The following is a 24,932-nucleotide window of genomic DNA, read 5'->3' on the forward strand; positions in this document are numbered from 1 at the left end:
CGCGACCCCCGTGGCCCCCGCGACACCCGCGACACCCGCGACCACCGCGACCACCGCGACCACCGCGACCACCGCGACCACCATGGCACCCGCGCCTCCCGGCCGTACCCGGACGGCGCCCGTGCGCGTCGGCGTCCTCGGCTGCGCCGACATCGCGCGCCGCCGCATGCTGCCCGCCATGACGGCGAGCCCCGACGTGGAGCTCGTCGCGGTCGCCAGTCGTGACGCGGCCAAGGCCCGCGTCACCGCCGCCGAGTTCGGCTGCCGGGCGACACACGGCTACGACGCGCTGCTGGCCGACCCGGACCTCGACGCCGTGTACGTACCGCTCCCGGCGGCCCTGCACGCCGGATGGGTGGAGGAGGCCCTGCGCGCGGGCAAGCACGTCCTCGCGGAGAAACCGCTCACCACGGACCTGGCCCGCACGCGGCACCTCGTCGGCCTGGCCAGGGAGTCGGGCCGGGTGCTCATGGAGAACGTCATGTTCGTCCACCACCCCCAGCACGCCGCCGTGCGCCGGCTGATCGCGGAGGGCGCCATCGGCGAACCCCGCGTCTTCCAGGCCGCCTTCGCCGTCCCCCGGCTCCCCGAGCACGACATCCGGTACCGCCCCGAGCTCGGCGGCGGGGCCCTGTGGGACACCGGTGTGTACCCGGTCCGCGCGGCCCTGCACTTCCTGGGCGCCGGCCTGGAGGTCGAGGGCGCCGTGCTCGTCCACGGCCCCGGCCGGTCCGTGGACACCTCCGGCACCGCGCTGCTGCGCTCGCCGGACGGCGTCGCCGCGCATCTGACCTTCGGCCTCGACCACGCCTACCGCTCCTCGTACGAGATCTGGGGCAGCGAGGGCCGCATCTCGGTCGACCGGGCGTTCACCCCGCCCGCCGGCCACGTGCCGCGTGTCCGGGTCGAGCGCCGCTCCGGCACCGAGGAGCTCCGGCTCCCACCCGCCGACCAGGTGCTGCGCACCGTGGCCGCGTTCGCGGAGGCCGTCCGCACCGGAGGCGCCCCGGACCTCGTGTCCGTGCACCAGGCGGCCCTGCTGGACGACGTGCGCGGGAGGGCCTCGGCCTCCCTGGCGTGGAGCGGCGGCGACCGGCTGCGCGCCGGCTGACGCGCGCGGCGCCGCGCCCCGTGAACTCCCCGCAGCTGTGACGATCTTGGAGAGGTTTCCCTATGACTGTTGAAGAAGACGGCCGCGCCGCCGGCCCCGGCGGTACGGCGAAGGAGGTCCGCCGGCTGGACCGCGTGGTCATCCGGTTCGCGGGGGACTCGGGTGACGGCATGCAGCTCACGGGCGACCGTTTCACCTCGGAGACCGCGTCGTTCGGCAACGACCTGTCGACCCTGCCGAACTTCCCCGCCGAGATCCGCGCCCCCGCGGGCACCCTGCCCGGCGTCTCGTCCTTCCAGCTCCACTTCGCCGACCACGACATCCTCACCCCCGGCGACGCCCCCGACGTCCTCGTCGCCATGAACCCCGCCGCCCTCAAGGCCAACATCGCCGACGTCCCCCGCGGCGCCGAGATCATCTTCAATACGGATGAGTTCACGAAGCGGGCGATGGCGAAGGTCGGTTACGACGTCTCGCCGCTGGAGGACGGCTCGCTGGAGGCGTACCGCGTCCACCCGGTCCCGCTGACGACGCTCACCGTCGAGGCGCTCAAGGGCTTCGACCTCTCCCGGAAGGACGCGGGCCGCTCGAAGAACATGTTCGCTCTGGGGCTGCTGTCGTGGATGTACCACCGGCCGACGGAGAGCACCGAGTCCTTCCTGCGGAAGAAGTTCGCCAAGAAGCCCGAGATCGCGGAGGCGAACGTCACCGCCTTCCGCGCCGGCTGGAACTTCGGCGAGACGACGGAGGACTTCGCGATCTCGTACGAGGTTGCGCCCGCGACGTCGGCGTTCCCGGCGGGGAGGTACCGCAACATCTCCGGGAACCTGGCGCTGTCGTACGGCCTGGTCGCGGCGGCGGAGCGGGCGGAGCTCCCGCTGTACCTGGGCTCGTACCCGATCACCCCGGCCTCGGACATCCTGCACGAGCTGTCGAAGCACAAGAACTTCGGCGTCCGCACCTTCCAGGCCGAGGACGAGATCGCCGGCATCGGCGCCGCACTCGGCGCGGCCTTCGGCGGCGCGCTCGCGGTGACGACCACGTCCGGCCCGGGTGTGGCGCTCAAGAGCGAGACGATCGGCCTGGCGGTGTCGCTGGAGCTGCCCCTGCTGATCGTCGACATCCAGCGCGGCGGCCCCTCCACCGGCCTGCCGACCAAGACCGAGCAGGCCGACCTGCTCCAGGCCATGTACGGACGCAATGGCGAGGCCCCCGTACCGGTGGTGGCCCCGCGGACCCCGGCGGACTGCTTCGACGCGGCGGTCGAGGCCGCGCGGATCGCGATCACGTACCGGACGCCTGTCTTCCTGCTCTCGGACGGCTATCTGGCCAACGGCTCGGAGCCGTGGCGGGTCCCCGAGGTGGACGAACTGCCGGATCTGCGGACGCGGTTCGCGACCGGCCCGAACCACACACTGGCCGACGGCACCGAGGTGTTCTGGCCGTACAAGCGCGCCCCCGAGACCCTCGCCAGGCCGTGGGCCGTCCCCGGCACACCGGGCCTCGAACACCGCATCGGCGGCATCGAGAAGCAGAACGGCACGGGCAACATCAGCTACGACCCGGCCAACCACGACTTCATGGTCCGCATACGCCAGGCCAGGATCGACGGCATCGCCGTCCCCGACCTGGACGTGGACGACCCCGCCGGTGACGCGCGCGTGCTGGTGCTGGGGTGGGGCTCGACGTACGGCCCGGTCACGGCGGCGGTACGCCGGCTGCGCGCGGCCGGGCGGAGCGTCGCGCAGGCCCATCTGCGCCATCTGAACCCCTTCCCGAAGAACCTGGGAGAGGTGCTGAAGCGGTACGACAAGGTGATCGTCCCGGAGATGAACCTCGGCCAGCTGGCCACGCTCCTCCGCGCGAAGTACCTGGTCGACGCCCACTCGTACAACCAGGTCAACGGCATGCCCTTCAAGGCCGAGCAGCTGGCCGACACGATCCGGGAGATCCTCGATGCCCAGTGAAGACCTGTCCCCGGCCCCGCGCGGCACCCTCCCGCTGACGGCGAAGGACTTCAAGTCGGACCAGGAGGTGCGCTGGTGCCCCGGCTGCGGTGACTACGCCATCCTCGCCGCCGTCCAGGGCTTCATGCCCGAACTCGGCCTCGCCAAAGAGAACATCGTCTTCGTCTCCGGCATCGGCTGCTCCTCCCGCTTCCCCTACTACATGAACACCTACGGGATGCACTCCATCCACGGACGCGCACCCGCCATCGCCACCGGCCTCGCCACCAGCCGACAAGACCTCTCCGTCTGGGTCGTCACCGGCGACGGCGACGCCCTCTCCATCGGCGGCAACCACCTCATCCACGCCCTCCGCCGCAACGTCAACCTCAAAATCCTCCTCTTCAACAACCGCATCTACGGCCTCACCAAAGGCCAGTACTCCCCCACCTCCGAAGTCGGGAAAATCACCAAGTCCACCCCCATGGGCTCCCTCGACGCACCCTTCAACCCCGTCTCCCTCGCCATCGGCGCCGAAGCGTCCTTCGTCGCCCGCACCGTCGACTCCGACCGCAAACACCTCACCGACGTCCTGCGCCAGGCCGCCGAACACCCCGGCACCGCCCTCGTCGAGATCTACCAGAACTGCAACATCTTCAACGACGGCGCCTTCGAAGCCCTCAAGGACAAGGAACAAGCCCAGGAAGCCGTCATCCGCCTCGAACACGGACACCCCATCCGCTTCGGCGCCGACGGGGAGAAGGGCGTGGTCCGGAACCCCGTGACCGGCGACCTGGAAGTCGTCGCGGTCACGGAGGAGAACCTGTCGCGGGTGCTGGTCCACGACGCCCACACCGCGTCCCCGACCACCGCCTTCGCCCTCTCCCGCCTCGCCGACCCCGACACCCTCCACCACACCCCCATCGGCGTCTTCCGCAGCACCGAACGCCCCGTCTACGACACCCTCATGGCCGACCAGCTCGAAACCGCCGTCGAGAAGCAGGGCGAGGGCGACCTCGCCGCGCTCCTGACCGGCAACGACACCTGGACGGTGGAGCGACGGGAGGGGCGGGAGCGCCGTGCGGATCGCTGAGCTGGAGATCCCGGGGGTCTTCGTCGTCACCCCCGACCTGATCAGGGACGAGCGGGGTTCCTTCCACGAGGCCCTGCGGACCGAGGAGTTCACGCGGGAGACCGGCCGGTCGTTCACTCCGGCGCAGATCAACTACTCCGTCTCGCGGCGCAACACCCTGCGCGGCGTCCACAGCGTCACCTCGCCGCCCGGCCAGGCGAAGTTCGTGACCTGTGTGCGCGGGGCGCTGCGCGACTTCGTGGTCGATCTGCGCGTCGGTTCGCCGACGTTCGGGCTGAGCGTGAGCAATCTGCTGGACACGGAGACCTGCCGTTCGGTGTACGTCCCCGAGGGCGTGGGCCACGGCTTCCTGTCCCTGACGGACGACTCCTGCGTCTCGTACGTCCTGTCCACCGCGCACGTGCCCGGGACGCAGATCGACATCGATCCGCTGGACCCCGATCTCGCGATCCCGTGGGGGTTCGCGGAACCGCCTCTGATGTCGGAGAAGGACGCGGGAGCGCCGTCGCTGGCGGCCACGGAGGCCGCCGGGCTCCTGACTCCCTTCCGGGAGTTCGAGAAGGCGGGGCGGCCGTGAGAAGGGTCCTGGTCCTCGGCGGTACGGGCTTCCTGGGCGCGCACCTGGTCGACGCCTTCACCGCGACGGGCGCCGAGGTGCTCTCCGCGTCGCGCGGCGGCCCGCTGTCCGTCGACCTCACCGCCGCCGGCCCGGACGAGCTGACGTCCGTACTGCGCGGCATCGCCCCGGACGTGGTGGTGAACGCGGCCGGCCGCGCGTGGCAGGCGAGCGAGGAGGAGATGCTACGGGCCAACGCCGAGGCCGTGGAGACGCTCGTCGCGGCACTGACCCGGCTGCCCTCGCGGCCCCGCCTGGTCCAGTTGGGCAGCGTGCACGAGTACGGGCCCGGGACGGTCGGGACCGGTACGTCCGAGCACGAGGTCCCGGCGCCGGTGACCGCGTACGGGCGGTCCAAGCTGCGGGGTTCGCGGGCCGTGCTGGACGGCGTACGGGCGGGCGGGCTGAACGGCGTCGTGCTCCGGCTGGCCAATGTGTGCGGCCCGGGGGCTCCGCGCGGAAGCCTGCTGGGGGCGGTGGCCGCCCGGCTGGCGGACCACTCGGCCTCCGGGCCGGTGGAGCTGCGACTGTCCCCGCTGCGGGCGCGACGGGACTTCGTGGACGTGCGCGACGTCGCGGCGGCCGTCGTGGCCGCGGCCGATCTCCCGTACCCGGACGGGGCGAAGCCGGTGGTGAACGTGGGGCGCGGGGTGGCGGTCCCGGCGAGGGACCTCGTCGACCGGCTGATCGCGCTCAGCGGGGTGGCCGTGAGGATCGTCGAAACCCCTGAGGCGGGCGCGCGGCGCGACGACGTGCAGTGGCAGCAACTGGACATCTCCCGGGCCCGTTTGCTGCTCGGGTGGCGGCCTCTGCGGGGGCTGGACGAGTCGCTGCGGGACATGCTCGCGTCAGGGAGGACGGCGGTGGCGGCGTGAGGCAGGGGCGGGGCGGGAGGCTCCCCTGTGACCTCCCGCCCCGCCCTTCGCGCCGCTCGGCCCACGTCTCCTCGACGGTGGTGCCGAAGCGGCGTGCACGTCGCCCTTCTCCCCTCTTCGTCGCTTTTCGCGACCGGTTATCGTCCGTCACTGCACTGACGGATGAAGTCGCGAGGATGTGACACGTGAGCGAGAAAGATGTTCTGGCGCGGAGGTTCGAGGAGCACCGGCCCCATCTGAGGGCGGTCGCCTACCGGATGCTCGGCTCGCTCGGCGAGGCCGAGGACGCGGTGCAGGAGGCGTGGTTCAAGCTGAACCGCTCCGACACCTCCGGGGTGGAGAACCTGGCCGGGTGGCTGACCACGGTGGTCGGCCGGGTGTGCCTGGACATGCTGCGCTCGCGCGCCACGCGGCGCGAGGAGCCGCTGGAGGACGAGGCGGGGCGGGTCAGGCTGCCCGATCCGGTCCTCAGCGGGCCGAGCGGCCCGGATCCGGAGCGGGAGATCCTGCTGGCCGACTCGGTGGGCCTCGCGCTGATGATCGTCCTCCAGGAGCTCGGCCCGGCCGAACGCCTCGCCTTCGTCCTGCACGACATGTTCGCCGTGCCCTTCGACGAGATCGCTCCGGTCCTGGGCCGCACCCCGGCGTCGACCAGGCAGCTCGCCAGCCGCGCCCGGCGCCGCGTCCAGGGCGCGGCACCCGCCCCGGACACGGACCCGGCCGCCGCCCTGGCCGAGCGGCGCACGGTCGTCGACGCCTTCCTGACCGCCGCGCGCGGCGGAAACTTCGAGGCGCTCGTGGCCGTGCTCGACCCGGAGATCGTGGCGCGGTCCGACGGCGGCGCGCTGCTGCCGAGCGCGCTCCGCCGGGGCGCGGCGGAGGTCGCCTCCCAGGCGATCACCTTCGCCCGGTTCGCCGAGGCGGCGCGCCCGGCGCTGGTCAACGGCACGCCCGGGGTGGTGGCGATCGCCCAGGGCCGGGTCATGTCGGTCATGTCCTTCACCGTGCGGGACGGGAAGGTCACGGCCCTCGACATCCTCACGGACCCGGAGCGGCTGGCGAGGATCGACGTGGAGGCACTGGGGATCTGAGGCGCGCGGAAAAGAAAAATCCTCAGCGCGGTCACATCCGGACGGCCCGGCGGGTCAGAGCGATGAAGGACGCAAGACACAAGTCACAGGAAGAACCCGCCGGGGCACCCCGCCCCGGCACCGGCCGCTGAGGAGCGATTCCGATGTCCACCACCTCCCTCGTCGTGACCGTCCTGGCCGCCGTGATGTCGGGCTTCTCGGCCGGTTCGGTCTTCGCCGGCGCCCCCTGGGTCGTGGAGCCGATGGCCGACTACGGCGTGCCCCGTTCGTGGTGGACCTGGCTGGGCGCCGCGAAGGCGGCGGGCGCGGCCGGCCTGCTGGCGGGCCTGTTCGTGCCCGTCGTCGGGGTCCTCGCGGGCGTCGGCCTGGTCCTGTACTTCACCGGAGCGGTCATCACCGTCCTCCGGGCCCGCCGCTACGCGCACGTCCCGTTCCCGCTGCTGTACGCGGCGCCGGTGGTCGCCGCGCTGACCCTGGCCTGACGGCGGCGACGGTCCCGTACCGGCCACGGAGCGGCGACCGGCGGAACCCGATCACGGCCGCGCCCTACAGTGGCCGCATGGCGACCGAGGAGCGCGACCGGGAGCGGCGGCAGGTCTTCGGCGACGACGCCGAGCAGTACGACGCGGGCCGGCCGGGGTATCCGGAACGGATGGTCGACGACGCCCTGGAGTTCGCCGCCCTGCCGGCGGGCGCCGCCGCGGTCGAGGTCGGCGCCGGCACCGGAAAGGCGACGCTCGCCTTCGCGGCCCGCGGCACCCCGGTGACCTGCGTCGAACCGGACGCGCGGATGGCGCGGGTGCTCCGGCGCAACTGCGCGGCGCTGCCCCATGTCGCCGTCGAGGTCGCCGACTTCGAGTCCTGGCGCCCGGACCGCCCCTACGGTCTGCTGTACTGCGCCCAGGCGTGGCATTGGGTCGATCCGGCGGTGCGCTGGGCGCGCGCGAGGACGGCCCTCGGGCCGGGCGGGACGCTGGCCCTCTTCTGGAACCACTGGCGCCTGGCGGATCGTGACCTGGCCGACCGGCTGACCGCCGTCCACACCCGGCACGGCGTGGACGTACCGTCGTACACGCTCCTCGACCCGCGCCCCCGCCCGGCGCACCACGGCCCGGAGGCCCGCCAGTGGCGGGAGATGGAGGCCGACGGCGGCTTCACCGACCTGACGCACCGCCTGTACGAGTCCGCGCACGACCGCTCACCCGCCGGCCTCGTCGAACTGCTGGCGTCCTGCTCCGGCTACCGCGTGCTCCCCGCACCGGTGCGCGCCCGGCTCTACGAGGAAACGGCCCGCACCGTGGCCCGCGAGGGCGGCGTCGCCCGGGTCCGGATCACCACCAGCCTCTTCCTGGCCCGCAGCCTCGGCTGAGCCCGGCCCCACGGCAAGACGCGCGAAAGGGGTGCCCGGAAGCTCCCGGCACCCCTCTGACCAGCGTATTCGCCGACCTGGCGGAGACTGTGGGATTTGAACCCACGGTGACATCGCTGCCACGACGGTTTTCAAGACCGTTCCCTTAGGCCGCTCGGGCAAGTCTCCCCGCGCCGGAGAGATCCTCACCGGCGCGGAGACAGCCTACCGGCTGCGTGACTCCGGCGCGGAGGCGTGGTCGGAGGGTGGACACGGGCTCCGGTTCCGGGGCAGCCGGTGCGGGGCGTACGCCCTCGGAGCCGACCGGGCGTCAGAAGCGGCCCAGGCGGGAGACCAGGAGGGCCGCGTCGTCGGGGGAGTCGGCCGGGCGGACGGACATGAGGGCGTCGCAGATCTCGTCGAGGGGGGCGCGGGGGTCGCGGACGGCCTTGCCGAGGATCGCGATGCCCTGTTCCAGGTCGAGGACGCCCTTGCGGTCCTCGACCATGCCGTCCGTGTAGAGGACCAGCAGGCTGCCGGGCTCGACGGAGATCTCCGTGTCCGCGTACATGTGGTGGAGGCCCATGCCCATCGGCGGGCCCGGGTCGCAGGGCACGGGGCCGGTCGAGCCGTCGGGGCGGACCAGGAGGGGCGGGGGGTGGCCCGCCAGGGCGATGCGGCAGCGGCCGGTCCCGGCGTCGTAGACCGCGCAGACGCAGGTCGCGGCGAGCTCGTCGTCGCCCGCCAGGATCCCGTCCAGGCGGGTGAGCAGCTGGCCCGGCCGCAGGCCGACGGCGAGCAGGGCGTGGACGGAGGCGCGGTAGCGGCCCATCGCGGCGGCGGCGCCCACGCCGTGGCCCATCACGTCGCCGACGCCGAGTCCGACCCGGCCGGCGGGCAGGGCCACCGCGTCGTACCAGTCGCCGCCCGCCAGGGTGCCGTCCTCGGCCGGGCGGTAGCGGTACGCCGCGCGGAACCAGCTCTCCGACGGCAGCCGGGTGGGGAGCAGGTGGCGCTGGAGGGCGAGGGTGGCCAGGCGTTCGCGGCGGTAGAGGAGGGCGTTGTCGATCGCCGTCGCGGCGCGGGCCGCCAGCTCGACGGCGAGCATCCGGCCGTCCCCGGCGTAGCCCGCGGCGCCGTGCCGGAGGAAGGTGACGGCGCCGAGCACCCGGCCGACGGCGGTCAGCGGCACCACGAGCCCGTGCCGGACGACCCCGTCCGCCACCTCCGTCCCGAAGGTCACGGGCCGCGCGGAGGCGACGCACTCGGCGACCGCCGCGGACGCCGGGCGGGCCGGCGGGAGGTCGTCCTCGGGGCGCGGGCGCCGGGCGTCCGGCGGCAGGACCAGGGGGTGGACGAGCGGGATCGCCGTACAGGGGCTGTCCGGCGTCGCGTACCAGCCGCGGATCTCGCAGGCGCCGACGTCCGGCTCGGCCGCGGCCTTCAGCAGGTCGACCTCGACGGCGTCCGCGAACTCCGGTACGCAGCCCTCCGCCAGCTGCCCCGCGACCGTCCGCGGGTCGAGCCCCTGGCCGAGCCGGGCCCCCACCCTGCCGAGCAGGACGAGCCGGCGCCGGTCCCGGGCCGCCTCCAGGAGCTCCCGTTCGGCGTCGGCCCGTTCGTGGACGAGGCCGCCGACGCCCACCACCGTGCCGTCCGCGTCGCGCAGCGGGAACATGCTGCCGGTGGCGACCCGGGAGCCGCCGTCCGGGCGGACGCCCGCGACCTGGAGGTTGTCGACGGTCTCGCCGTTCTCGACGACGCGGCGCAGCACCTTCTCGTACGCCTCGGGGTACGGCAGCTCCAGCACCTCGAGGACGGAGCGGCCCAGGTGCTCCCCGGCCGTCAGGCCGTTCAGCCGGGCGAGGACGTCGTTGACGTACCGGAAGCGCAGATCGGTGTCGAGGACCGCCAGACCCACGGGAGAGGAGTGCAACAGGCGGTCGAGAGTGGCGATGTCGCCCTGCCGTTGCTCCTGGGGCAGAGCCACGGCCAGCACCCCCGTGCCGTCCGCCAGCGGCACGGCCACGGGGTACCAGACGACGCTGCGGCAGGTGCCGTCGCGGCGGCGGACCCAGTCGCCGCGCGCCTCGCCTGCGGTCCGCAGCAACTCCTTGACCAGGTCACCGCCTTGGACGTGGCCGCCGTCGGCCAGGAGCGCGGCGTCCCGGCCGACGATCTCCCGCTCGGGGTAGCCGGTCAGGTCGCGCGCCCCGTCGCTCCACTGCTGGACGCGGCCGTCGGCGTCGATGAGCGCCGTGGCGGGGGCGGGCCCGTCGGCCGGACGCGGCGTCTGCGGCGTACACGATGTGTGCGGCGTGCGAGGTGTACGAGGCGTGCGCGGCGCGTGAGGCCCGTCTTCCGGGCCGCCCGGCGGATGAGGAGAGAGGACCACCTTGCGCACCGCCCTCACCGGACCGGACCGACCCGCGGACACCGGCCGAACGCGCCTCCGCCCGGCCCCTTTCGTCTCACGGATGATAGGGGGCCGGGCGGCGGGCCGGGGCGTGTTCGGCGTGTTCCCGGCGGGTCGGGCGACGGGCCCGCCGCGCCGGGGTGAGGGCCGTGAACCCCCGGGCCGTTCCTACGAGCGGTTGTCGCCCTTGCGTTCGCCCAGGACGACCTCGGTCGTGGCCTGCTTGCCGTCGCGGGTGTACGTGAGGGTGACCTTGTCGCCCGGGCGGTGCGTCCAGATCTCGCTGATCAGCGTGGGGCCGCTGTCGATGGCCGTGCCGTCCAGCTTGGTGATCACGTCGCCCGGCTTCAGGCCGGCCTTGTCGGCGGGCCCGCCCGGGGTGACGGCCGCCGCGTTGTTCTCGCCCGCGGAGGAGATCTTGGCGCCGCTGCCGGAGTCCCGCATGTTCACCGTGGCGGCGATGACGGGATAGGTCGGCACCCGGTCCTTGATCAGCTGGTCGGCGACGTTCTTCGCCTGGTTGATCGGGATCGCGAAGCCGAGGCCGATGCTGCCGGCCTGCTGCTGGCCGCCGCCGAAGCCGCCGCCGTTGCCGGCGGACTGGATGGCGGAGTTGATGCCGATGACCGCGCCCTGGGCGTTGAGCAGCGGGCCGCCGGAGTTGCCGGGGTTGATCGAGGCGTCCGTCTGGAGGGCGCTCATGTACGAGGCGTTGGCGTTGCCGCCACCGCCGTCGCTGGAGGCGACCGGGCGCTTCTTGGCGCTGACGATGCCCGTGGTGACCGTGCCGGAGAGGCCGAAGGGCGCGCCGATGGCGATCGTGGCGTCGCCGACGGCGGTCTTGTCGGAGTTGCCGAGCGGGAGGGGGCTGAGGGTGGCGCCGGAGGCGTCCTTCAGCTTCAGGACGGCGACGTCGTAGCCCTGGGCGCGGCCGACGACCTCCGCGGCGTACTGCTTGCCGTTGGAGAACGTGGCCGTGAGCTTGCCGCCGCCCTGGGCGGCGGAGGCGACGACGTGGTTGTTGGTGAGGATGTGGCCCTGTTTGTCGTAGACGAAGCCGGTGCCCGTGCCGCCCTCGCCGCCGCCGCTCTGCGCCTCGATGGTGACGACGCTCGGCAGCGCCTTGTTCGCGATGTCCGCCACGGAGCCCGGGCTGCGGCTCTCGACCTTGGGGTCGCCGGAGGCCGAGACGGTCGTGGAGGAGCCGCTGTCGCTACGGTTGGCCGCCCAGAAGCCGACGCCTCCGCCGACGCCGCCCGCGACGAGCGCCGCCACCAGGACCGCCGCGACGAGACCGCCCGCGCGCTTGCGCGGCGGCGGGACGGGAACCGCGCCCCAGACGCCGTCGTGCGCGCCGGGGCCGCCGGGAGCGCCGCCGTACGCCTGCGGCTGCATCTGGACCTGCGGCTCACCGCCCGGCTGCCCGTACCAGGGGCCGGGGGCGCCGTGACCGCCGTGCGCGCCCGGCGCGCCGAGGGGCTGCCCGGCCGCGCCCACCGCGCCGGCCTGCGCGTAGGCCGCCTGCTGCGGGGTGGTGGGGGCCTCGGCGGCGGCCGGGATGTGCGGGGTCTGCGGGGTCTGCGGGGTCTGCGGGGCAGACGTCGGGGCCGGGGCCTGGGTGCCGGGGGCCTCACCCGCTCCGGCGCCCTCCGCGCCGACCGCCGGAAGCTGCGCCGTACGGTCGGCGGGCTCCGCGGCCGGCTCCCCGGTCTTCTCCATGGACACCTCGGAGGCCACGGGCGCCGCGGGCGGCGCGCTGGGCACGGGAGGGACCGACGGAACGGGGCGCTCCGGCTCGGGGGACGGCGTCGTGGACCCCGCACCCGGACCGGGCGCGGACGGAACGGCTGCGCCCTCGTTCTCGGTGCTCACAGTTCTCTCCTCATTCACGTGCACCACCGGGTGCACATCGGTTCTCGTTCGCGACGTCGGCCACGTCCCGACGGATGTCGTGCCCCACTGTCTGCCCACTGTCATGCCCACGCGGAAGCCTGAGGTCCACGGTCAGCTCTTCCATGGTTTCCCATGTCGCGTCAGACCACCGTAAGCGGATCCTGTGGCCCACGGCTCCGGCCGCCGCTTCGCGGGCCCGCCCGCGGGTGGGTCCGGGCCCGCGCTCCAGGACAGACCACAGGAAAAGGGACCGCATGCGCGAGCGCGCCGGGCGGTGGCACCATAACGCGGTGACCTATGCGCACCAGGCCCGGGACCTCCGTCCCGACGGCCACCCGCTCACCGTCGTCGCCCACCGGGGAGCGTCCGAGGACGCCCCGGAACACACCCTGGCCGCCTACCGCAAAGCCATCGAGGACGGCGCCGACGCGCTGGAGTGCGACGTGCGGCTCACCGCCGACGGGCACCTCGTCTGCGTCCACGACCGCCGGGTCAACCGCACGTCCAACGGCCGGGGCGCCGTCTCCACCCTGGAACTGGCCGATCTCGCCGCCCTCGACTTCGGCTCGTGGAAGGGCGCGGCCACCGACCGCGAGGCGCCCGACCTCGACGCGACCTCCGTGCTCACCCTGGAGCGGCTGCTGGAGCTCGTCGCGGACGCGGGCCGCCGCGTCGAGCTGGCCGTCGAGACCAAGCACCCGACCCGCTGGGCGGGCCAGGTCGAGGAGAGGCTGCTCGCCCTGCTCGGCCGCTTCGGGCTGGCCGCGCCGCCCCCGGACGAGCCCTCGCGCGTGCGCGTGATGAGCTTCTCGGCCCGCTCCCTGCACCGCGTGCGGGCGGCGGCGCCCGCCCTGCCGACCGTCTATCTGATGCAGTTCGTCTCCCCGCGCCACCGGGACGGCCGGCTGCCGACGGGCATCCGCATCGCCGGGCCGAGCATCCGGATCATCCGTAAGGATCCCGATTACGTGGCCCGGCTGCACCGCGCCGGGAACCAGGTGCACGTCTGGACGGTGAACGATCCGGCCGACGTCGAGCTCTGCGCGCGGGTGGGAGTGGACGCGGTGATCACAAACCGGCCCAAGCAGGTCCTTTCCCAACTCGGGCGCCCGTAGGTCCATTACAAGGAGTGCACCGGCGCGTTCGGTACGTGTTCGACCTTCCTGAGTGCCCCCACCGGGTCCGGGATGGCCGGTTTCCGGTCCAGTCCATTGGGGCATCCATCCCCTGACGTGGGGCAAAGGAGGTCTCGGGGGTGGCGTTGGTGGTGGCACAGGAGGTGCCCACGTCGTCGATCATGGCCGTACCCCATGGTCCAGCCGCTGTGGGCCAGGCAAGACACCGGATGCGCGAGGACCTGCGCATCAGTGGGGTACCGGATTCGGTCATCGACGACGCCGTATTGATCCTTTCGGAGCTGCTCAGCAACGCGTACCGGCACGGTCGCCCGCTGAGCCCGGAGAACGGCGACAGAGACGGGGAGAAGGACGGGGGGATACGTGCCGCCTGGCGAGTGGACAAACACGGCCGGCTCACGGTCGAGGTCACGGACGGAGGCGGTCCGACCCGCCCACTTCCGGCCACTCCGTCGGTCACCGCGCGCGGCGGCCGCGGATTGAACATCATCAGTGCCCTCTCCCAGGACTGGGGCGTACGGGACGCCTCCGGCGAGGTGACCGTCTGGGCCGCCCTGTCGGCGCGCGGCGGATTCACCTCACGGCTCGACCTGGCCCCGGGGATGGCGTTCACCGATATCGACGAGCTGGCGTGACATCGGCGCGACGCGCGTAGACCCGTGGCACATCGCAGAGCTCCCGGGCAGCGCGCGGTACGGCACCGAAACAGGGCACGGCAGCGGCGCGGGCCTCCCACCAGGGCGGCGAGACGGCGCGCGCCCGTACGGCCGGTGTGCCCCGCGACCGGAGCGCGCAGCGCGCGACCGGGGAGCGGCACCCCGACACCACCGGCCGACGCGAGACCGCACCCGGACAACCGCCCTCCCCCGGACGTCCCGGTCACCCCGGACGTCCCGAACACCCGGCACCCGGCACCCCGGGCCCCGGGACCGGCGCCACCGGCGCCACCGGCGCGAGACCGCGCCCGACCATCCGGCCCGCACACCCGGGCCCACACCCTGGCCCCGGCACCCCGGGCAGCACCGGCCCGTGCAGAGCCGCAGCCGAGCACACCACCCGGGCACCCCCGGCTCCCGGCATCCCAGCCCGCACCCGGACACCACGGCCAGCACGAGGCCGTGACCGACCGCACCGCCCGCACTTCCGGGTACTCCCGGCTCCCGGCTCCCGCACCACACCACGAGCAGCACCGGCCGGTGCGAGGCTCCAACCGACCGCACCGCCCGCACGCCCGGGGGCGCCCGGCTCCCACTTCCCTGTCCCCAAGGCGGTACCGGCTCCCGCACCGCGGGCACCACCCGCCGGTGCTTAACCGCGGCCGACGACACCGCCCGCGTATCCCGGGCACCCTGGTCACCGGCACCCCGGGCGGCACCAGCCCCCGCACCGCGGGCACCACCCGCCCGTGCTTAACCGCGGCCGACGACACCGCCCGCACACCCGGGCACCCCGCCTCGCGGAACCGGCACCCGGGCCGCCTTCGCGCACCGCGCCCGGGACCCGGGCGGGCGGTCCGGCGTTCCGGTGCTCACGCCGCGCGTTCTCGCCGCGCCCGCGCGGCGCGCGCGGCCCCCGGGGCGCGTTCCCCGCCGGTCCACGCCGGCTCCGCCGTCGAGTCCCGGCCAAGTCCTCGTCAAGTCCCGCCGTCCGCCCGCGCCTCCCGCGCGTGCCCGGCCGGGGGTCCCGTCGTGGGCGCTAGGCTCGCGCCGTCAGGCCCACCAGCCCGGACGGCTCACCAGCCGCACGCACCGCCGCACGATCGGGAGACACGCACGCCATGGCCAAGAAGCGCCGCCCCCAGACCAAGGCCGCCACGCCGGGGGCCGTCGACGGTCCTATCCCCGTCGTCGGAGCCCGTGAGCCCTGCCCCTGCGGCTCGGGGCGCCGTTACAAGGCCTGCCACGGCCGCGAGGCCTCGCACGCCGCCGCCGAGCTCGTGCAGCGCCCCTTCGAGGGCCTGCCCGGCGAGGCCGACTGGGTCGCGCTGCGCGAGCTGGTGCCCGCCGCGACCGTCGAGCTCACCCTCAAGGACGGGCTGCCCGAGGGCGTGCCCTCGGTGACCCTGGCCACCGTGCTGCCCATGGCCTGGCCCGCGCTCCGCCGTGACAACGGCGCCGTCCTCCTCGGCCTCCAGAACGACACCGCGTCCGGCGACCTCAGCCGCGACCTCGCCGACACCCTCCGGCGCGCGCTCACGGCTCAGCCGGGCACCCCGGTGGCGGCCGAGCGCGCCGGCGCCGACGGCCCGCGCCTCCAGGACCTGCTGGACCTCTCGGCCCCCTTCGAGCCGGCCGTCCACACCGGCTTCGAGTTCTGGGTCGAGGACGCCGAGAACGCCACCGGCGAGGTCGCCGCCTCGCTGGATCGAGCCAACGCCGCCGCGATCCCGACCGTCCGGCTGTCCGGCGTCGACGCCGCGTACTGGTGCGAGACCCCGGACAAGAACCACCTGCGCTGGGTGATGCCCCACCCGGAGGAGAAGCTCCTCGACGCCCTCGCCCGCCTCCACGCCGCGGGGACGTCCTCGCTCGGCGAGGGCACCCGCCTGGTGGGATCCTTCCGGGCGCACGGCCTGACCGTGCCGGTCTGGGACCTGCCCACCGGGATGCGCGCGGAGGACGTGGAGAAGCCGGCCGCGGCCCTCGCGGAGCGGCTGGCCGGCGCGCTCGCCGACGGGACGCCGCTGACCGCCGAGGAGCGCCGGGCGCGCGGCGGCCTCACCAGCCGTCAGGTCACCCTGAACTGACACCCGTCGGCGCGGGACCGTCCGAAGTCGCGCGCGGGGAGCCTCCGAGGCGCCCGCGGCGACCCGGCCGGAGCGGCGTCCATCACATGGAGCGGGAGATTCCGGGGCCCGGAGGGCGCCATTCACGTGACTCCTGTCACAACTCCCGCTGTCAGACCGGAAATACGCGTCCGGAAATCCACGATCGAATTTGCGAACGGCCGATCTCTTGTTACCGTTCTAGGAGCCCGGTCGCTGGTGCATCCCCCGTCGCCAGCGACCGGGCGTTTCCATGCCCGGACACGCCCGCGGCCCGCAGCGGCCCGCAGTCGGCCCACCGGAGCCCTCCCGAAGGCGTTCAGCGCGGCGCCACCACGCCGTCAGCGATCCGTCACCGGCCCGGCAGCGGCCACCGGCGGACCGCCCCCGCTAATCCACCCGGTCGCCCGGCGAGTTGCTCCCGGACCGGAGCAGAAGATTCCCCTCCGCCGAGGCGAACTCCGCCACCGCCGCGTACCCGCCACCGCCGTCGCGCTCCCCGCTCGCGCCCCGGACCGTCGGCCGGTGCGGCGTCTCGCAGCCGTCCGGGTCGTCGGAGGCCCCCGTACGGCAGTGCACCTGTACGGTCCGGCCGTCGGGGCCCATGAGGGTCAGTACGGCCGTCAGCGGGCCGCCTGTGGCGTTCCTGAAGTACGTACGGCCCCAGGTCTCCCCGCCCCGCTCCAGGACGCAGGTCTGCGCCTCCACGCCCGCCGGCGAGGAGAGTTCGGGACCGCAGCGCGTGATCGCCCTGCCGGGGGCGCCGGGGAGGCCCTCCGAGGCGTCGCCGACGACGTCCTCGTCACCGCCCTCTTCCGCGCCCTCTCCGCCTTCCCCATCGGAACCCGAGGCTCCGTCCTGTTCCCGCGACTCCCGCCCCTCCGCCGGGCCGACGGCGCCGGAGGCGTTGTCCGCGGCCTCGTCGTCCTCGGTGTCCGCGGTGTCGTCCGCGGTCTCGTCGGAGGTGCCCTCGCCGTCACCGTCACCAGGGGCGTCCATGGCCCCGGCCGCCCGGCCGCCGCCCCCGTGGCCGCTGCCGTGCGCCCGCTTCCCCGTCTTCTCCGGGCTCATCAGACCCGCCGGTCCGGCCGTCGCCGCCGCCAGCGGCAGCACGATCGCCAGCGCCACCACACTCGCGAGGGCGATCATCCGTAGATTCGCCGCTCGCTGCCGGGCCGCGCCGGACTGCGACGCACCGGTCGCACCGGGCACACCGGACGCACGCTCCATGGGACCACCCGCAACTCGCCGCGAACGCTGATTCGTGGGGCCGCCTTCGACATCGCCCCGCACGGCCGCCGGTGTCCGGCGGTACGCGGCGGCGCCCGGCAACGATCCGGTGCGAGCCCTCACCCGAACATAGCGGTCGGAGCACGCCCCGCCGGGCGGCCGCGCGGTGGTTTCCCACGGATCCCGGAGCGGCTTACACCCGTACGAGTGAGAGCGCGTGCGTCTCCCGTCCGTACGCGCTCTCATGTGCTCATACGGTCACCCCCTCAGGGGCGCGCCGCTCGGCGGTCCGCCGGGGCGGTGGCCGCGTCCGGCTTCCGGCCGCCGGGGCCGTCAACACGCCGTCCCCGTCGGCCGTGGCCGCGCGCGTTCACCGTGTTCACCGTGCCTGTCGCGTTCACTGTGGCCACTGTTGCGACCACTTGTGACCCCTGCTGTGACCCCTGCTGTGACCCCTGCTGCGACCACTGTCGCGACCGCTGCCGTGACCATGGTTGCGATCGCAGTTGCGATCACTGTTGTGGATGTTGCTGTTGTCGTAACCGCTGCGGCTGTTGCTCTTGTTGCCGCCGCTGTTCCTGTAGCTGCCGCGACCGTTGAGACCACCGCCGCGTCTGGGGCTTCAACCGGCTCGTCGGACCCCCGCGTCCGTGACCCGCGTCAGTAGGCGAGCCGGCTGCCGCCGCCCTGTGTCCCCGTGCCCGCGCTCTCCTCCACGAGGACGTCGACGACGGTGGAGATGTCCGGCAGCCACGGACCCTTCCCGCCGTTCGACCCGCCGCCCTCGCCCAGCGCGCCCGCCCGGTCGGCGAGCAGCGCCCGGTCCGCCCGCCGGGTCTTCGCCGTCCCCGGCGCCCCGAACGGCCCGGCGGCCGCCCCGCCCGGCTGCGGCGCCCGCTCCCAGCGCACCCGGCCCGCGCCCGTGGGCGACGGCGGGAGCGCCACATAGCCGCCCTCCCCGTGGAAGCGCAGCGAGCCGGGCACCCAGTCCTGGCGGTGGAGCAGCTCGCCGAGGACCTCCAGGGAGTACGGGGCCACCAGCAGGGCCCAGCGGTCGGGGGTGGCCACCACCGGGCCGACCCGTACGCCCGCGCGGTCGAGGGACGCCAGGGCGCGGGCGCCGGCCACCGCGGGCAGACTCACCGCGCAGGGTCCGCGCCCGCCCGTCGCGAGCACGACGGGGGCGTCCGGGCGGTTGGTCCACCACCAGCGGACCATCCGGGCGTCCGTGGTCGCCGCCAGGAGACCGGGGTCGAAGGGGTGGGCGCCGGGGGCGGCGCAGTCGGGGTGCGGGCAGGCGCACACCGTCCCGCGGCCGCCGGCGGGCCGCAGGCCCGCACCCGGGAGTACGGGCCACTGCCATTCCGTGGCGTAGGCCAGGGCCGCGGTGAGGACCGCGGGCCGGCCGCCTCGCCTGAGCGAGAGCTTGCGTCGCCTTCCGAGGATCTCGCGCATGAGCGCTCGTTCCTTTCCGTGAACGCCGAAATCGGGCCCTTGCCGTGGGACAAGGGTCGTATCGCACTACATGACACCGCACAGCCTCCGCGGCGGCCGGGACGGCTCCCTCGGGCCGCGGGCGACCGCGTGGGCCGCCTGGGCCACGAGGGCCGCCCGGACCAAGGGAACCGCCCGGACCGCGTGAACTGCACGAGCTGACCGAACTGCGCTAACTGCGTGAGCTGCTTGCCTGAACTGCGTGAACCGCGTGAACTGCCGCGGCGCCGCGTGGATCCGCCCGGCGAGTCGCCGGGCACCGCGCCGGGCCGCGTACGGACTGCTCGGACTCCATGGCACTACGGGTCCGACTTCGCGCGCTGCTCAACACGCCGTGGCCCTTTCGAGGCCGGCACACCACGTGGTTCCCAAGTCACTGCATGTACAACGCAGCGCATCACGCCACGGGCCGAGCGTGAAACATGGCGGGGGGTGGCGCGCGTATGGCGCTTCGTGCTGAGCCTGTACGCCCCTCGCCTGTGGCGCGGGTCGCCCCGCGCCCTGGGGGACGGGCGCGGCCGTTGCCGGATAAGACGCTCGGGTCCGCCGCCGGGTTCCGGGGCGGCCCCAACTGCCCCTGCCCTTCACCGTGTACGTACCCACCGGGGTGGATATGACGCGCTGTCGAACAACGTCAGTCGATCGCGAATCCTGGATCGCGGGACCATTTTCCGGCCAAGTTTGAAACCCCATAGACACCACCAATCCCACCGGCCCAATGCTGGACATCCGCTTACCCGGGCGTGTACATGTGGAGCACGGATAGCGCGCAACACGACAGGGGGCTTGCGATGCTATTGACGCGAAAGTACAGGCTGATCAGCTGGTCAACACGGCTCGACGAGACGCCGCGAGCGCTCGTCCGCACGGCTGCCCCCCGCGCTGCCACGCGGCTCCTCCGGGGCAGTCGGCCATGACCACGCCCCACCTGCCGAAAGTGGCCGGAATCAACCCTCCGCTGCCCGCGCCCTCGCACACTCCGTCCTCCTCCGCCGCCGCCTCCCCCACGGACCCCGAGGACTCCGCCGAATCCTCGGAAACCACCGGACACACCGGCCCGGGCGGCCCCACGGACCAGCCCGGCACCACCGGCCCCACGGATCCCGCGAGTGAGGCCGGAGGCGACGGATCCGGTTCCTCCGCCGTTCCGTCCCCCGCGCCCAACGCCCTCGTCCAGGACCGGCTGGCGGGCTGGATCTCGGACCTCACCACCCTCCAGGAGCTGACCGAGCGGCTCACCCGCACCGACACCCTGGACGCCGCGCTGCACGAGCTGCTGCTGGCCGGTGCCACCCTCGTCGGCGCCCGCCGCGGCCTGGTCACCCTCCACCCCGCGCGGGGGCCCGGCCACGAGCACCCGGTCACCGTCGGGCTCGGGCTCGGCCGCGCCGACCTCGGACACATCGAGACCATCCCGGCCGGCCCGCACGGCCCGGCCGGCCCGCACGGCCTGCTCTTCGGCGACCTCCCCCCGCTCGGCTCCCGCGCCGGCACCGCCCACCCCGACATCGCCGCCGACGAGACGCTGGACCCCCGCCACCGCGAGGTCGCGGCCCGGCTCGGCTACGGCGCCGGCTACGCCGTACCGCTGGAGTCCGACCCGCGGACCGGGAGCGCCGGCCGGCTGGGCGCGGCCGTCTGGCTCTACGACGAGCCGGCCGAGCCCACGGACCGGCAGCGGCACCTGCTCGGCCTCTACCGCGACCACGCCACCGAGCACCTCGCCCGGCTGCTGGAGCTCACCGAGGCCCGCGAGACCGTGGCCACCCTCCGCGAGGAGCTGCTGCCCAGCAGGCTGCCCCGGATCCCCGGGGTCCGCCTCGCGGTCCGCCACCGCACCGGACCGCGCGGCGGCGGCGACTGGTACGACGCGCTCCCGCTGCCCGAGGGCGCGCTCGGCCTGGCCGTGGGCGCGGTGACGGGCTCCGGGCCCAGCGCGGTCGCCGCGATGGGCCGGCTGCGGGCCTCCCTGCGCGCGTACGCCGTCATGGAGGGCGAGGACCCGGTAGCGGTCCTCTCCGACCTGGAGCTCCTGCTGCGGCTCACCGAGCCCGCCCGCTCGGCCACCGCCCTCTTCGCGTACTGCGAGCCCACCGAGCGCCGGGTGGTCCTGGCGGGGGCCGGGCACTGCCCGCCGCTGATCATCGGCGAGCACCGCGCCGAGTTCGTGGAGACCTCGCTGTCCGCGCCGCTGGGCATGCTCGCCTGCTGGGAGGCGCCCAGCGTGGAGGTCGAGGCGGCCCCCGGCGAGACACTGATCTTCTACAGCGACGGGCTGCTGCACCGCACCGGCGACGCCATGGACCGCGGCTTCGCCCGGCTGCACCGTGCGGCGGCGAGCGTCCCCAGGGCCGCGCTGCGCGACCCGGACGCCGTCGTGGACCACATCCTGCGGGCCGTGCTGCCGGACGGTGAGGACGGCGGGGGCGACTCCGGGGCCCGCCCCGAGGACACGGAAACCACCGGGAGCGAGGACGTCATCCTGCTGGCCGCCCGCTTCGACTGAGCCCCGGGCCCGGGTCGGGGCCCGGCCCGCTTGTGATCCGCCTTCTCCTCCGCCCCGGCCCCGGGCCGGACGGACCCGGTCGTCCACAGCCTTCTCCGTCGCATTTCCTCGCACATACGATGGAAAGCGGCCCCGTCCGAGGAGGAAACGCAGTGACCGAGCAGCCCGCGCCCGAGAACCCCGAAGGTGACGAGCCGATCAAGCAGCGGAAGAACGGCCTCTACCCGGCCGTCTCCGACGAGCTTGCCGCCAGTATGAAGTCGGGCTGGGCCGACACCGAGCTGCGCGATCTGCAGCCCATCGCCCAGGCCGCCGAGACCGCCCGCCGCCGCGCCGACCTCTCCGCCCGCTTCCCCGGCGAGCGTCTGGTGATCCCCGCGGGCAATCTGAAGACCCGCTCCAACGACACGGAGTACAGCTTCCGCGCGTCCACGGAGTACGTCTACCTCACCGGCGACCAGACCCAGGACGGCGTGCTCGTCCTGGAGCCGGCCGGTGCCCAGGGCCACGAGGCCACGCTGTACCTGCTGCCGCGCTCGAACCGCGAGAACGGCGAGTTCTGGCTCGACGGCATGGGCGAGCTGTGGGTCGGCCGCCGGCACAGCCTCACCGAGGCCGAGCGGCTCTACGGCATGCCCTGCGCCGACGTCCGCGAGCTCACCGGCGCCCTGCGCGAGGCCACCGGCCCCGTCCGCGCCGTCCGCGGCCACGACGCCGGCGTCGAGGAGGCCCTGACCGACAAGGTCACCGCCGAGCGCGACGAGGAGCTGCGCGTCTTCGTCAGCGAGCAGCGGCTCGTGAAGGACGCCTTCGAGATCGCCGAGCTCCAGAAGGCCGTCGACTCCACGGTCCGCGGCTTCGAGGACGTCGTGAAGGTCCTCGACAAGGCCGAGGCCACCTCGGAGCGCTACATCGAGGGCACCTTCTTCCTGCGCGCCCGCGTCGAGGGCAACGACATCGGCTACGGCTCCATCTGCGCCGCCGGCCCGCACGCCACCACCCTGCACTGGGTGCGCAACGACGGCGCGGTCCGCTCCGGCGAGCTGCTCCTGCTGGACGCCGGTGTGGAGACGCACACCCTCTACACCGCCGACGTCACCCGCACGCTGCCGATCAACGGCACGTACACCGACCTCCAGCGCAAGATCTACGACGCCGTGTACGAGGCCCAGGAGGCCGGCATCGCGGCCGTGAGGCCGGGCGCCAAGTACCGCGACTTCCACGACGCCGCCCAGCGCGTCCTCGCCGAGAAGCTCGTCGAGTGGGGCCTGGTCGAGGGCCCGGTCGAGCGCGTCCTGGAGCTCGGCCTCCAGCGCCGCTGGACGCTGCACGGCACCGGCCACATGCTCGGTCTGGACGTCCACGACTGCGCCGTGGCCCGTACGGAGACGTACGTGGACGGCGTCCTGGAGCCGGGGATGGTGCTGACCGTCGAGCCCGGTCTGTACTTCCAGGCCGACGACACCACCGTGCCGGAGGAGTACCGCGGCATCGGCGTCCGGATCGAGGACGACATCCTCGTCACCGACGACGGCAACCGGAACCTCTCCGCCGGGCTGCCGCGCACGTCCGCGGCCGTCGAGGCGTGGATGGCCGGCCTCAAGGGCTGACCCCCGCGCCCCCGCCCGTGCCCGTGAGCAGCGGCCCGTCGTACGGACGACGGGCCGCTGCTCCGTTCAGCGGGTGGTGTAGCCGCCGTTGATGAAGAGCGTCTGGCCGTTGAGCCACCAGCCGTCCGTGAGCAGGAACTTCACATACGGCGCGATGTCCTCGATCTTCGTCAGGTCGCCGTTCATGGCCGACGACTTGTGGTACGCGATCGAGTCGTCCGTCTCGGCCGGGTAAAAGAACCCGGTGTCCATCGGGCCCGGGGCGATGTTGTTGACGGAGATGTTCCGGCCGAACAGCTCCTTGGACAGTGCCCGGGTGAAGTGCTCGACGGGTGCCTTGCTGCCGGCGTAGACGGAGTACAGGCCGGTGTAGGCGGCGAGCAGCGAGGTCACGATGGTGACGATCTTGCCGCCGTCCTCCAGGCGCTTCGCGGCCTCCCGCATCATGAAGTACGCCGCCTTGCAGTTGACGGCGAACATCTTGTCGAACTCCTCCTCGGACGTCTCGGTCATCGGTTTCTTGATGACCATGCCCGCGGTGTTCACCATGCAGTCGACCTTGCCGAACGCCCCGACGGCGGCGTCGAACAGCCCCTCGACCCCGGCCACCTTGGTCAGGTCCGCGCCGTGGACGACCGCCTTGCCGCCGGCGGCCTCGACCTCGGCGGCGGTCTTCTCCGCGCCGTCCTTGGAGGACGGGCTGTTGTAGTGGACGACGACCTTGGCGCCCTCGGGGGCGATCTCCTTGGCGATGAGGCTGCCGAGGTTGCGCGAGGCGCCGCCGATGACGACGACCTTGTCCTTGAGGCTGTGGGTGGGGGTGGGCACGGGCGTCTCCCGGGGCGTGGGGTGCGGGTGGTGCCCACGCTATGAGCGGGGGTGCGGTGACGCCTGTGGGCGGCGGCCACATGGGTGGAGGCCGGGGCGGAATCGCCCTCTGCTGCCCACGCCCCTGCCCCTGCCGCCCCTGCTGTCCCTGCCGCCCTGCCGCCCTGCCGCCCTGCTCGAACGTCCTCTGTCGCAGGACGGACAGGATGCCGCTCGGCATCGGGGGCCGGGTCCGGGTTCAGGTCCGGGTTCAGGTCCGGGTTCAGGTCGAGGTTCAGGTCGAGGTTCAGGTCCAGGTCCGGGGGGCCTGACCCCGGCGCGCTACCCGCCCAGGCCCGCGTCCCGCGCCAGCAGCGCGGCCTGCACGCGGTTCTCGCACTCCAGCTTCGCCAGGATCCGGCTCACGTACGTCTTCACCGTGGCCTCGCTCATATGGATCCGCCGCCCCGCGTCCGCGTTGGACAGCCCCTCGCCGAGCAGGGCCAGCACCTCGCGCTCCCGCTCGCTGAGGGCGGCCACGCGGGCGCGGGCCCGGGCGGCCCGGCCGGTGTCGGGGGCGTGCACCAGGGAGTCCGCGACGTGCCGGGTCGCGGCGGGCGACAGATAGGCGTCGCCCGCGGCCGCCGCGCGGACGGCGCCGATCAGCTCGCCCGGCGCCGAGTCCTTCAGCAGGAATCCGGCCCCGCCCTGGCGGAGGGCCCGCAGGACGTTCTCGCGCTCGCCGAAGGTCGTCAGGATCAGCGCCCGGACGCCGGGGGCCGTCCGCCGGAGTTCGGCGAGGGCGTCGAGCCCGTCCATCACCGGCATCCGGATGTCGAGCAGCGCCACGTCGACCAGGTGGCGGCGGGCCAGCTCGACGGCCTCCCGCCCGTCCGGCGCCTCCGCCACGACCTCGATGTCTTCGGCCGACGTGAGGATCATCCGGATGCCCGCCCGGATGAGGGGTTCGTCATCGGCGATGAGGACGCGGATCAC

General features: G+C 73.9%; 18 protein-coding genes, 1 tRNA gene and 1 pseudogene. 13 read left to right on the top strand and 7 right to left on the bottom strand.

The genetic code is table 11. The features are described from left to right. Nucleotides 1-82: 82 nt before the first annotated feature. The 8 genes from LUZ64_RS11130 (at nt 83) to LUZ64_RS11165 (ending at nt 8,101) form a co-directional block, all read left to right on the top strand. Nucleotides 83-1,111 (top strand): Gfo/Idh/MocA family protein, encoded by a 1,029-nt coding sequence (locus LUZ64_RS11130; RefSeq protein WP_095584976.1) that lies wholly within the window; start codon nt 83-85, stop codon nt 1,109-1,111. Nucleotides 1,112-1,173: 62 nt separating this feature from the next. Continuing rightward, on the top strand, nt 1,174-3,078 hold the full coding sequence (locus tag LUZ64_RS11135) for a 2-oxoacid:acceptor oxidoreductase subunit alpha (RefSeq protein ID WP_232389912.1): 1,905 nt from the start codon (nt 1,174-1,176) through the stop codon (nt 3,076-3,078). Next, a complete protein-coding gene (locus LUZ64_RS11140; protein ID WP_232389911.1) occupies nt 3,068-4,150 on the top strand; it encodes a 2-oxoacid:ferredoxin oxidoreductase subunit beta in 1,083 nt (360 codons plus the stop codon). Before LUZ64_RS11135 ends, LUZ64_RS11140 begins: the two co-directional genes overlap by 11 nt. After that, nucleotides 4,137-4,727 carry a dTDP-4-dehydrorhamnose 3,5-epimerase family protein gene (locus LUZ64_RS11145; protein WP_095579071.1) on the top strand — a complete coding sequence of 197 codons (591 nt, stop codon included), beginning with the start codon at nt 4,137-4,139 and terminating at the stop codon, nt 4,725-4,727. Before LUZ64_RS11140 ends, LUZ64_RS11145 begins: the two co-directional genes overlap by 14 nt. Further along, nucleotides 4,724-5,641, top strand: a complete 918-nt coding sequence (locus LUZ64_RS11150; RefSeq protein ID WP_095579070.1) for an NAD-dependent epimerase/dehydratase family protein — start codon at nt 4,724-4,726, stop codon at nt 5,639-5,641. Before LUZ64_RS11145 ends, LUZ64_RS11150 begins: the two co-directional genes overlap by 4 nt. A gap of 185 nt (nt 5,642-5,826) precedes the next feature. Beyond that, nucleotides 5,827-6,732, top strand: coding sequence for a sigma-70 family RNA polymerase sigma factor (locus LUZ64_RS11155; protein WP_095581770.1), 906 nt, complete (start codon nt 5,827-5,829; stop codon nt 6,730-6,732). A 143-nt stretch (nt 6,733-6,875) separates the two neighbouring features. Then, the gene (locus LUZ64_RS11160) at nt 6,876-7,214 is read left to right on the top strand and encodes a DoxX family protein (RefSeq protein WP_095581769.1); all 339 of its coding nucleotides are present in this window, start codon (nt 6,876-6,878) and stop codon (nt 7,212-7,214) included. Nucleotides 7,215-7,291: 77 nt separating this feature from the next. After that, nucleotides 7,292-8,101 carry a class I SAM-dependent methyltransferase gene (locus tag LUZ64_RS11165; RefSeq protein ID WP_095581768.1) on the top strand — a complete coding sequence of 270 codons (810 nt, stop codon included), beginning with the start codon at nt 7,292-7,294 and terminating at the stop codon, nt 8,099-8,101. Nucleotides 8,102-8,179: 78 nt separating this feature from the next. On the opposite strand, the gene LUZ64_RS11170 is transcribed toward LUZ64_RS11165, so the two are convergent. From LUZ64_RS11170 to LUZ64_RS11180, 3 genes are all read right to left on the bottom strand, one after another. Beyond that, a tRNA-Ser gene (locus tag LUZ64_RS11170) sits at nt 8,180-8,269 on the bottom strand. 142 nt (nt 8,270-8,411) lie between these two features. After that, entirely contained in the window at nt 8,412-10,484 is a 2,073-nt protein-coding gene (locus LUZ64_RS37480) for a SpoIIE family protein phosphatase (protein ID WP_143593171.1), read from the bottom strand. Nucleotides 10,485-10,664: 180 nt separating this feature from the next. Then, on the bottom strand, nt 10,665-12,368 hold the full coding sequence (locus LUZ64_RS11180; RefSeq protein WP_232389910.1) for a S1C family serine protease: 1,704 nt from the start codon (nt 12,366-12,368) through the stop codon (nt 10,665-10,667). 311 nt (nt 12,369-12,679) lie between these two features. Here LUZ64_RS11180 and LUZ64_RS11185 point away from each other — a divergent pair, with 311 nt between their 5' ends. The 3 genes and pseudogenes from LUZ64_RS11185 to LUZ64_RS11195 all read left to right on the top strand — a co-directional run bounded on the left by LUZ64_RS11185 (nt 12,680) and on the right by LUZ64_RS11195 (nt 16,271). Continuing rightward, nucleotides 12,680-13,504, top strand: a complete 825-nt coding sequence (locus LUZ64_RS11185; protein ID WP_232389909.1) for a glycerophosphodiester phosphodiesterase — start codon at nt 12,680-12,682, stop codon at nt 13,502-13,504. A 35-nt stretch (nt 13,505-13,539) separates the two neighbouring features. Further along, a pseudogene (locus tag LUZ64_RS11190) lies at nt 13,540-14,160 on the top strand (ATP-binding protein). Nucleotides 14,161-15,302: 1,142 nt separating this feature from the next. After that, nucleotides 15,303-16,271, top strand: a complete 969-nt coding sequence (locus LUZ64_RS11195) for a DUF5926 family protein (protein ID WP_095581158.1) — start codon at nt 15,303-15,305, stop codon at nt 16,269-16,271. Nucleotides 16,272-16,679: 408 nt separating this feature from the next. Here LUZ64_RS11195 and LUZ64_RS11200 read toward each other — a convergent pair whose 3' ends face one another. Both LUZ64_RS11200 and LUZ64_RS11205 read right to left on the bottom strand, forming a co-directional pair. Then, nucleotides 16,680-17,519 carry a hypothetical protein gene (locus LUZ64_RS11200; RefSeq protein WP_143593100.1) on the bottom strand — a complete coding sequence of 280 codons (840 nt, stop codon included), beginning with the start codon at nt 17,517-17,519 and terminating at the stop codon, nt 16,680-16,682. Between the two features lie 660 nt (nt 17,520-18,179). Beyond that, complete coding sequence (locus LUZ64_RS11205; RefSeq protein ID WP_095581160.1) at nt 18,180-18,974, bottom strand: bifunctional DNA primase/polymerase; 795 nt, start codon at nt 18,972-18,974, stop codon at nt 18,180-18,182. Nucleotides 18,975-19,926: 952 nt separating this feature from the next. On the opposite strand from LUZ64_RS11205, the gene LUZ64_RS11210 reads away from it, so the two are divergent. Both LUZ64_RS11210 and LUZ64_RS11215 read left to right on the top strand, forming a co-directional pair. Then, nucleotides 19,927-21,519, top strand: coding sequence for a PP2C family protein-serine/threonine phosphatase (locus tag LUZ64_RS11210; protein WP_095581161.1), 1,593 nt, complete (start codon nt 19,927-19,929; stop codon nt 21,517-21,519). A gap of 152 nt (nt 21,520-21,671) precedes the next feature. Further along, a complete protein-coding gene (locus tag LUZ64_RS11215) occupies nt 21,672-23,129 on the top strand; it encodes an aminopeptidase P family protein (RefSeq protein WP_095581162.1) in 1,458 nt (485 codons plus the stop codon). A 66-nt stretch (nt 23,130-23,195) separates the two neighbouring features. On the opposite strand, the gene LUZ64_RS11220 is transcribed toward LUZ64_RS11215, so the two are convergent. Both LUZ64_RS11220 and LUZ64_RS11225 read right to left on the bottom strand, forming a co-directional pair. Beyond that, entirely contained in the window at nt 23,196-23,957 is a 762-nt protein-coding gene (locus tag LUZ64_RS11220; RefSeq protein WP_095581163.1) for an SDR family oxidoreductase, read from the bottom strand. A gap of 321 nt (nt 23,958-24,278) precedes the next feature. Further along, the gene (locus LUZ64_RS11225) at nt 24,279-24,932 is read right to left on the bottom strand and encodes a response regulator transcription factor (protein WP_095578780.1); all 654 of its coding nucleotides are present in this window, start codon (nt 24,930-24,932) and stop codon (nt 24,279-24,281) included.

It is taken from the genome of Streptomyces albireticuli, assembly GCF_021228125.1.
Lineage (GTDB): Bacteria > Actinomycetota > Actinomycetes > Streptomycetales > Streptomycetaceae > Streptomyces > Streptomyces albireticuli.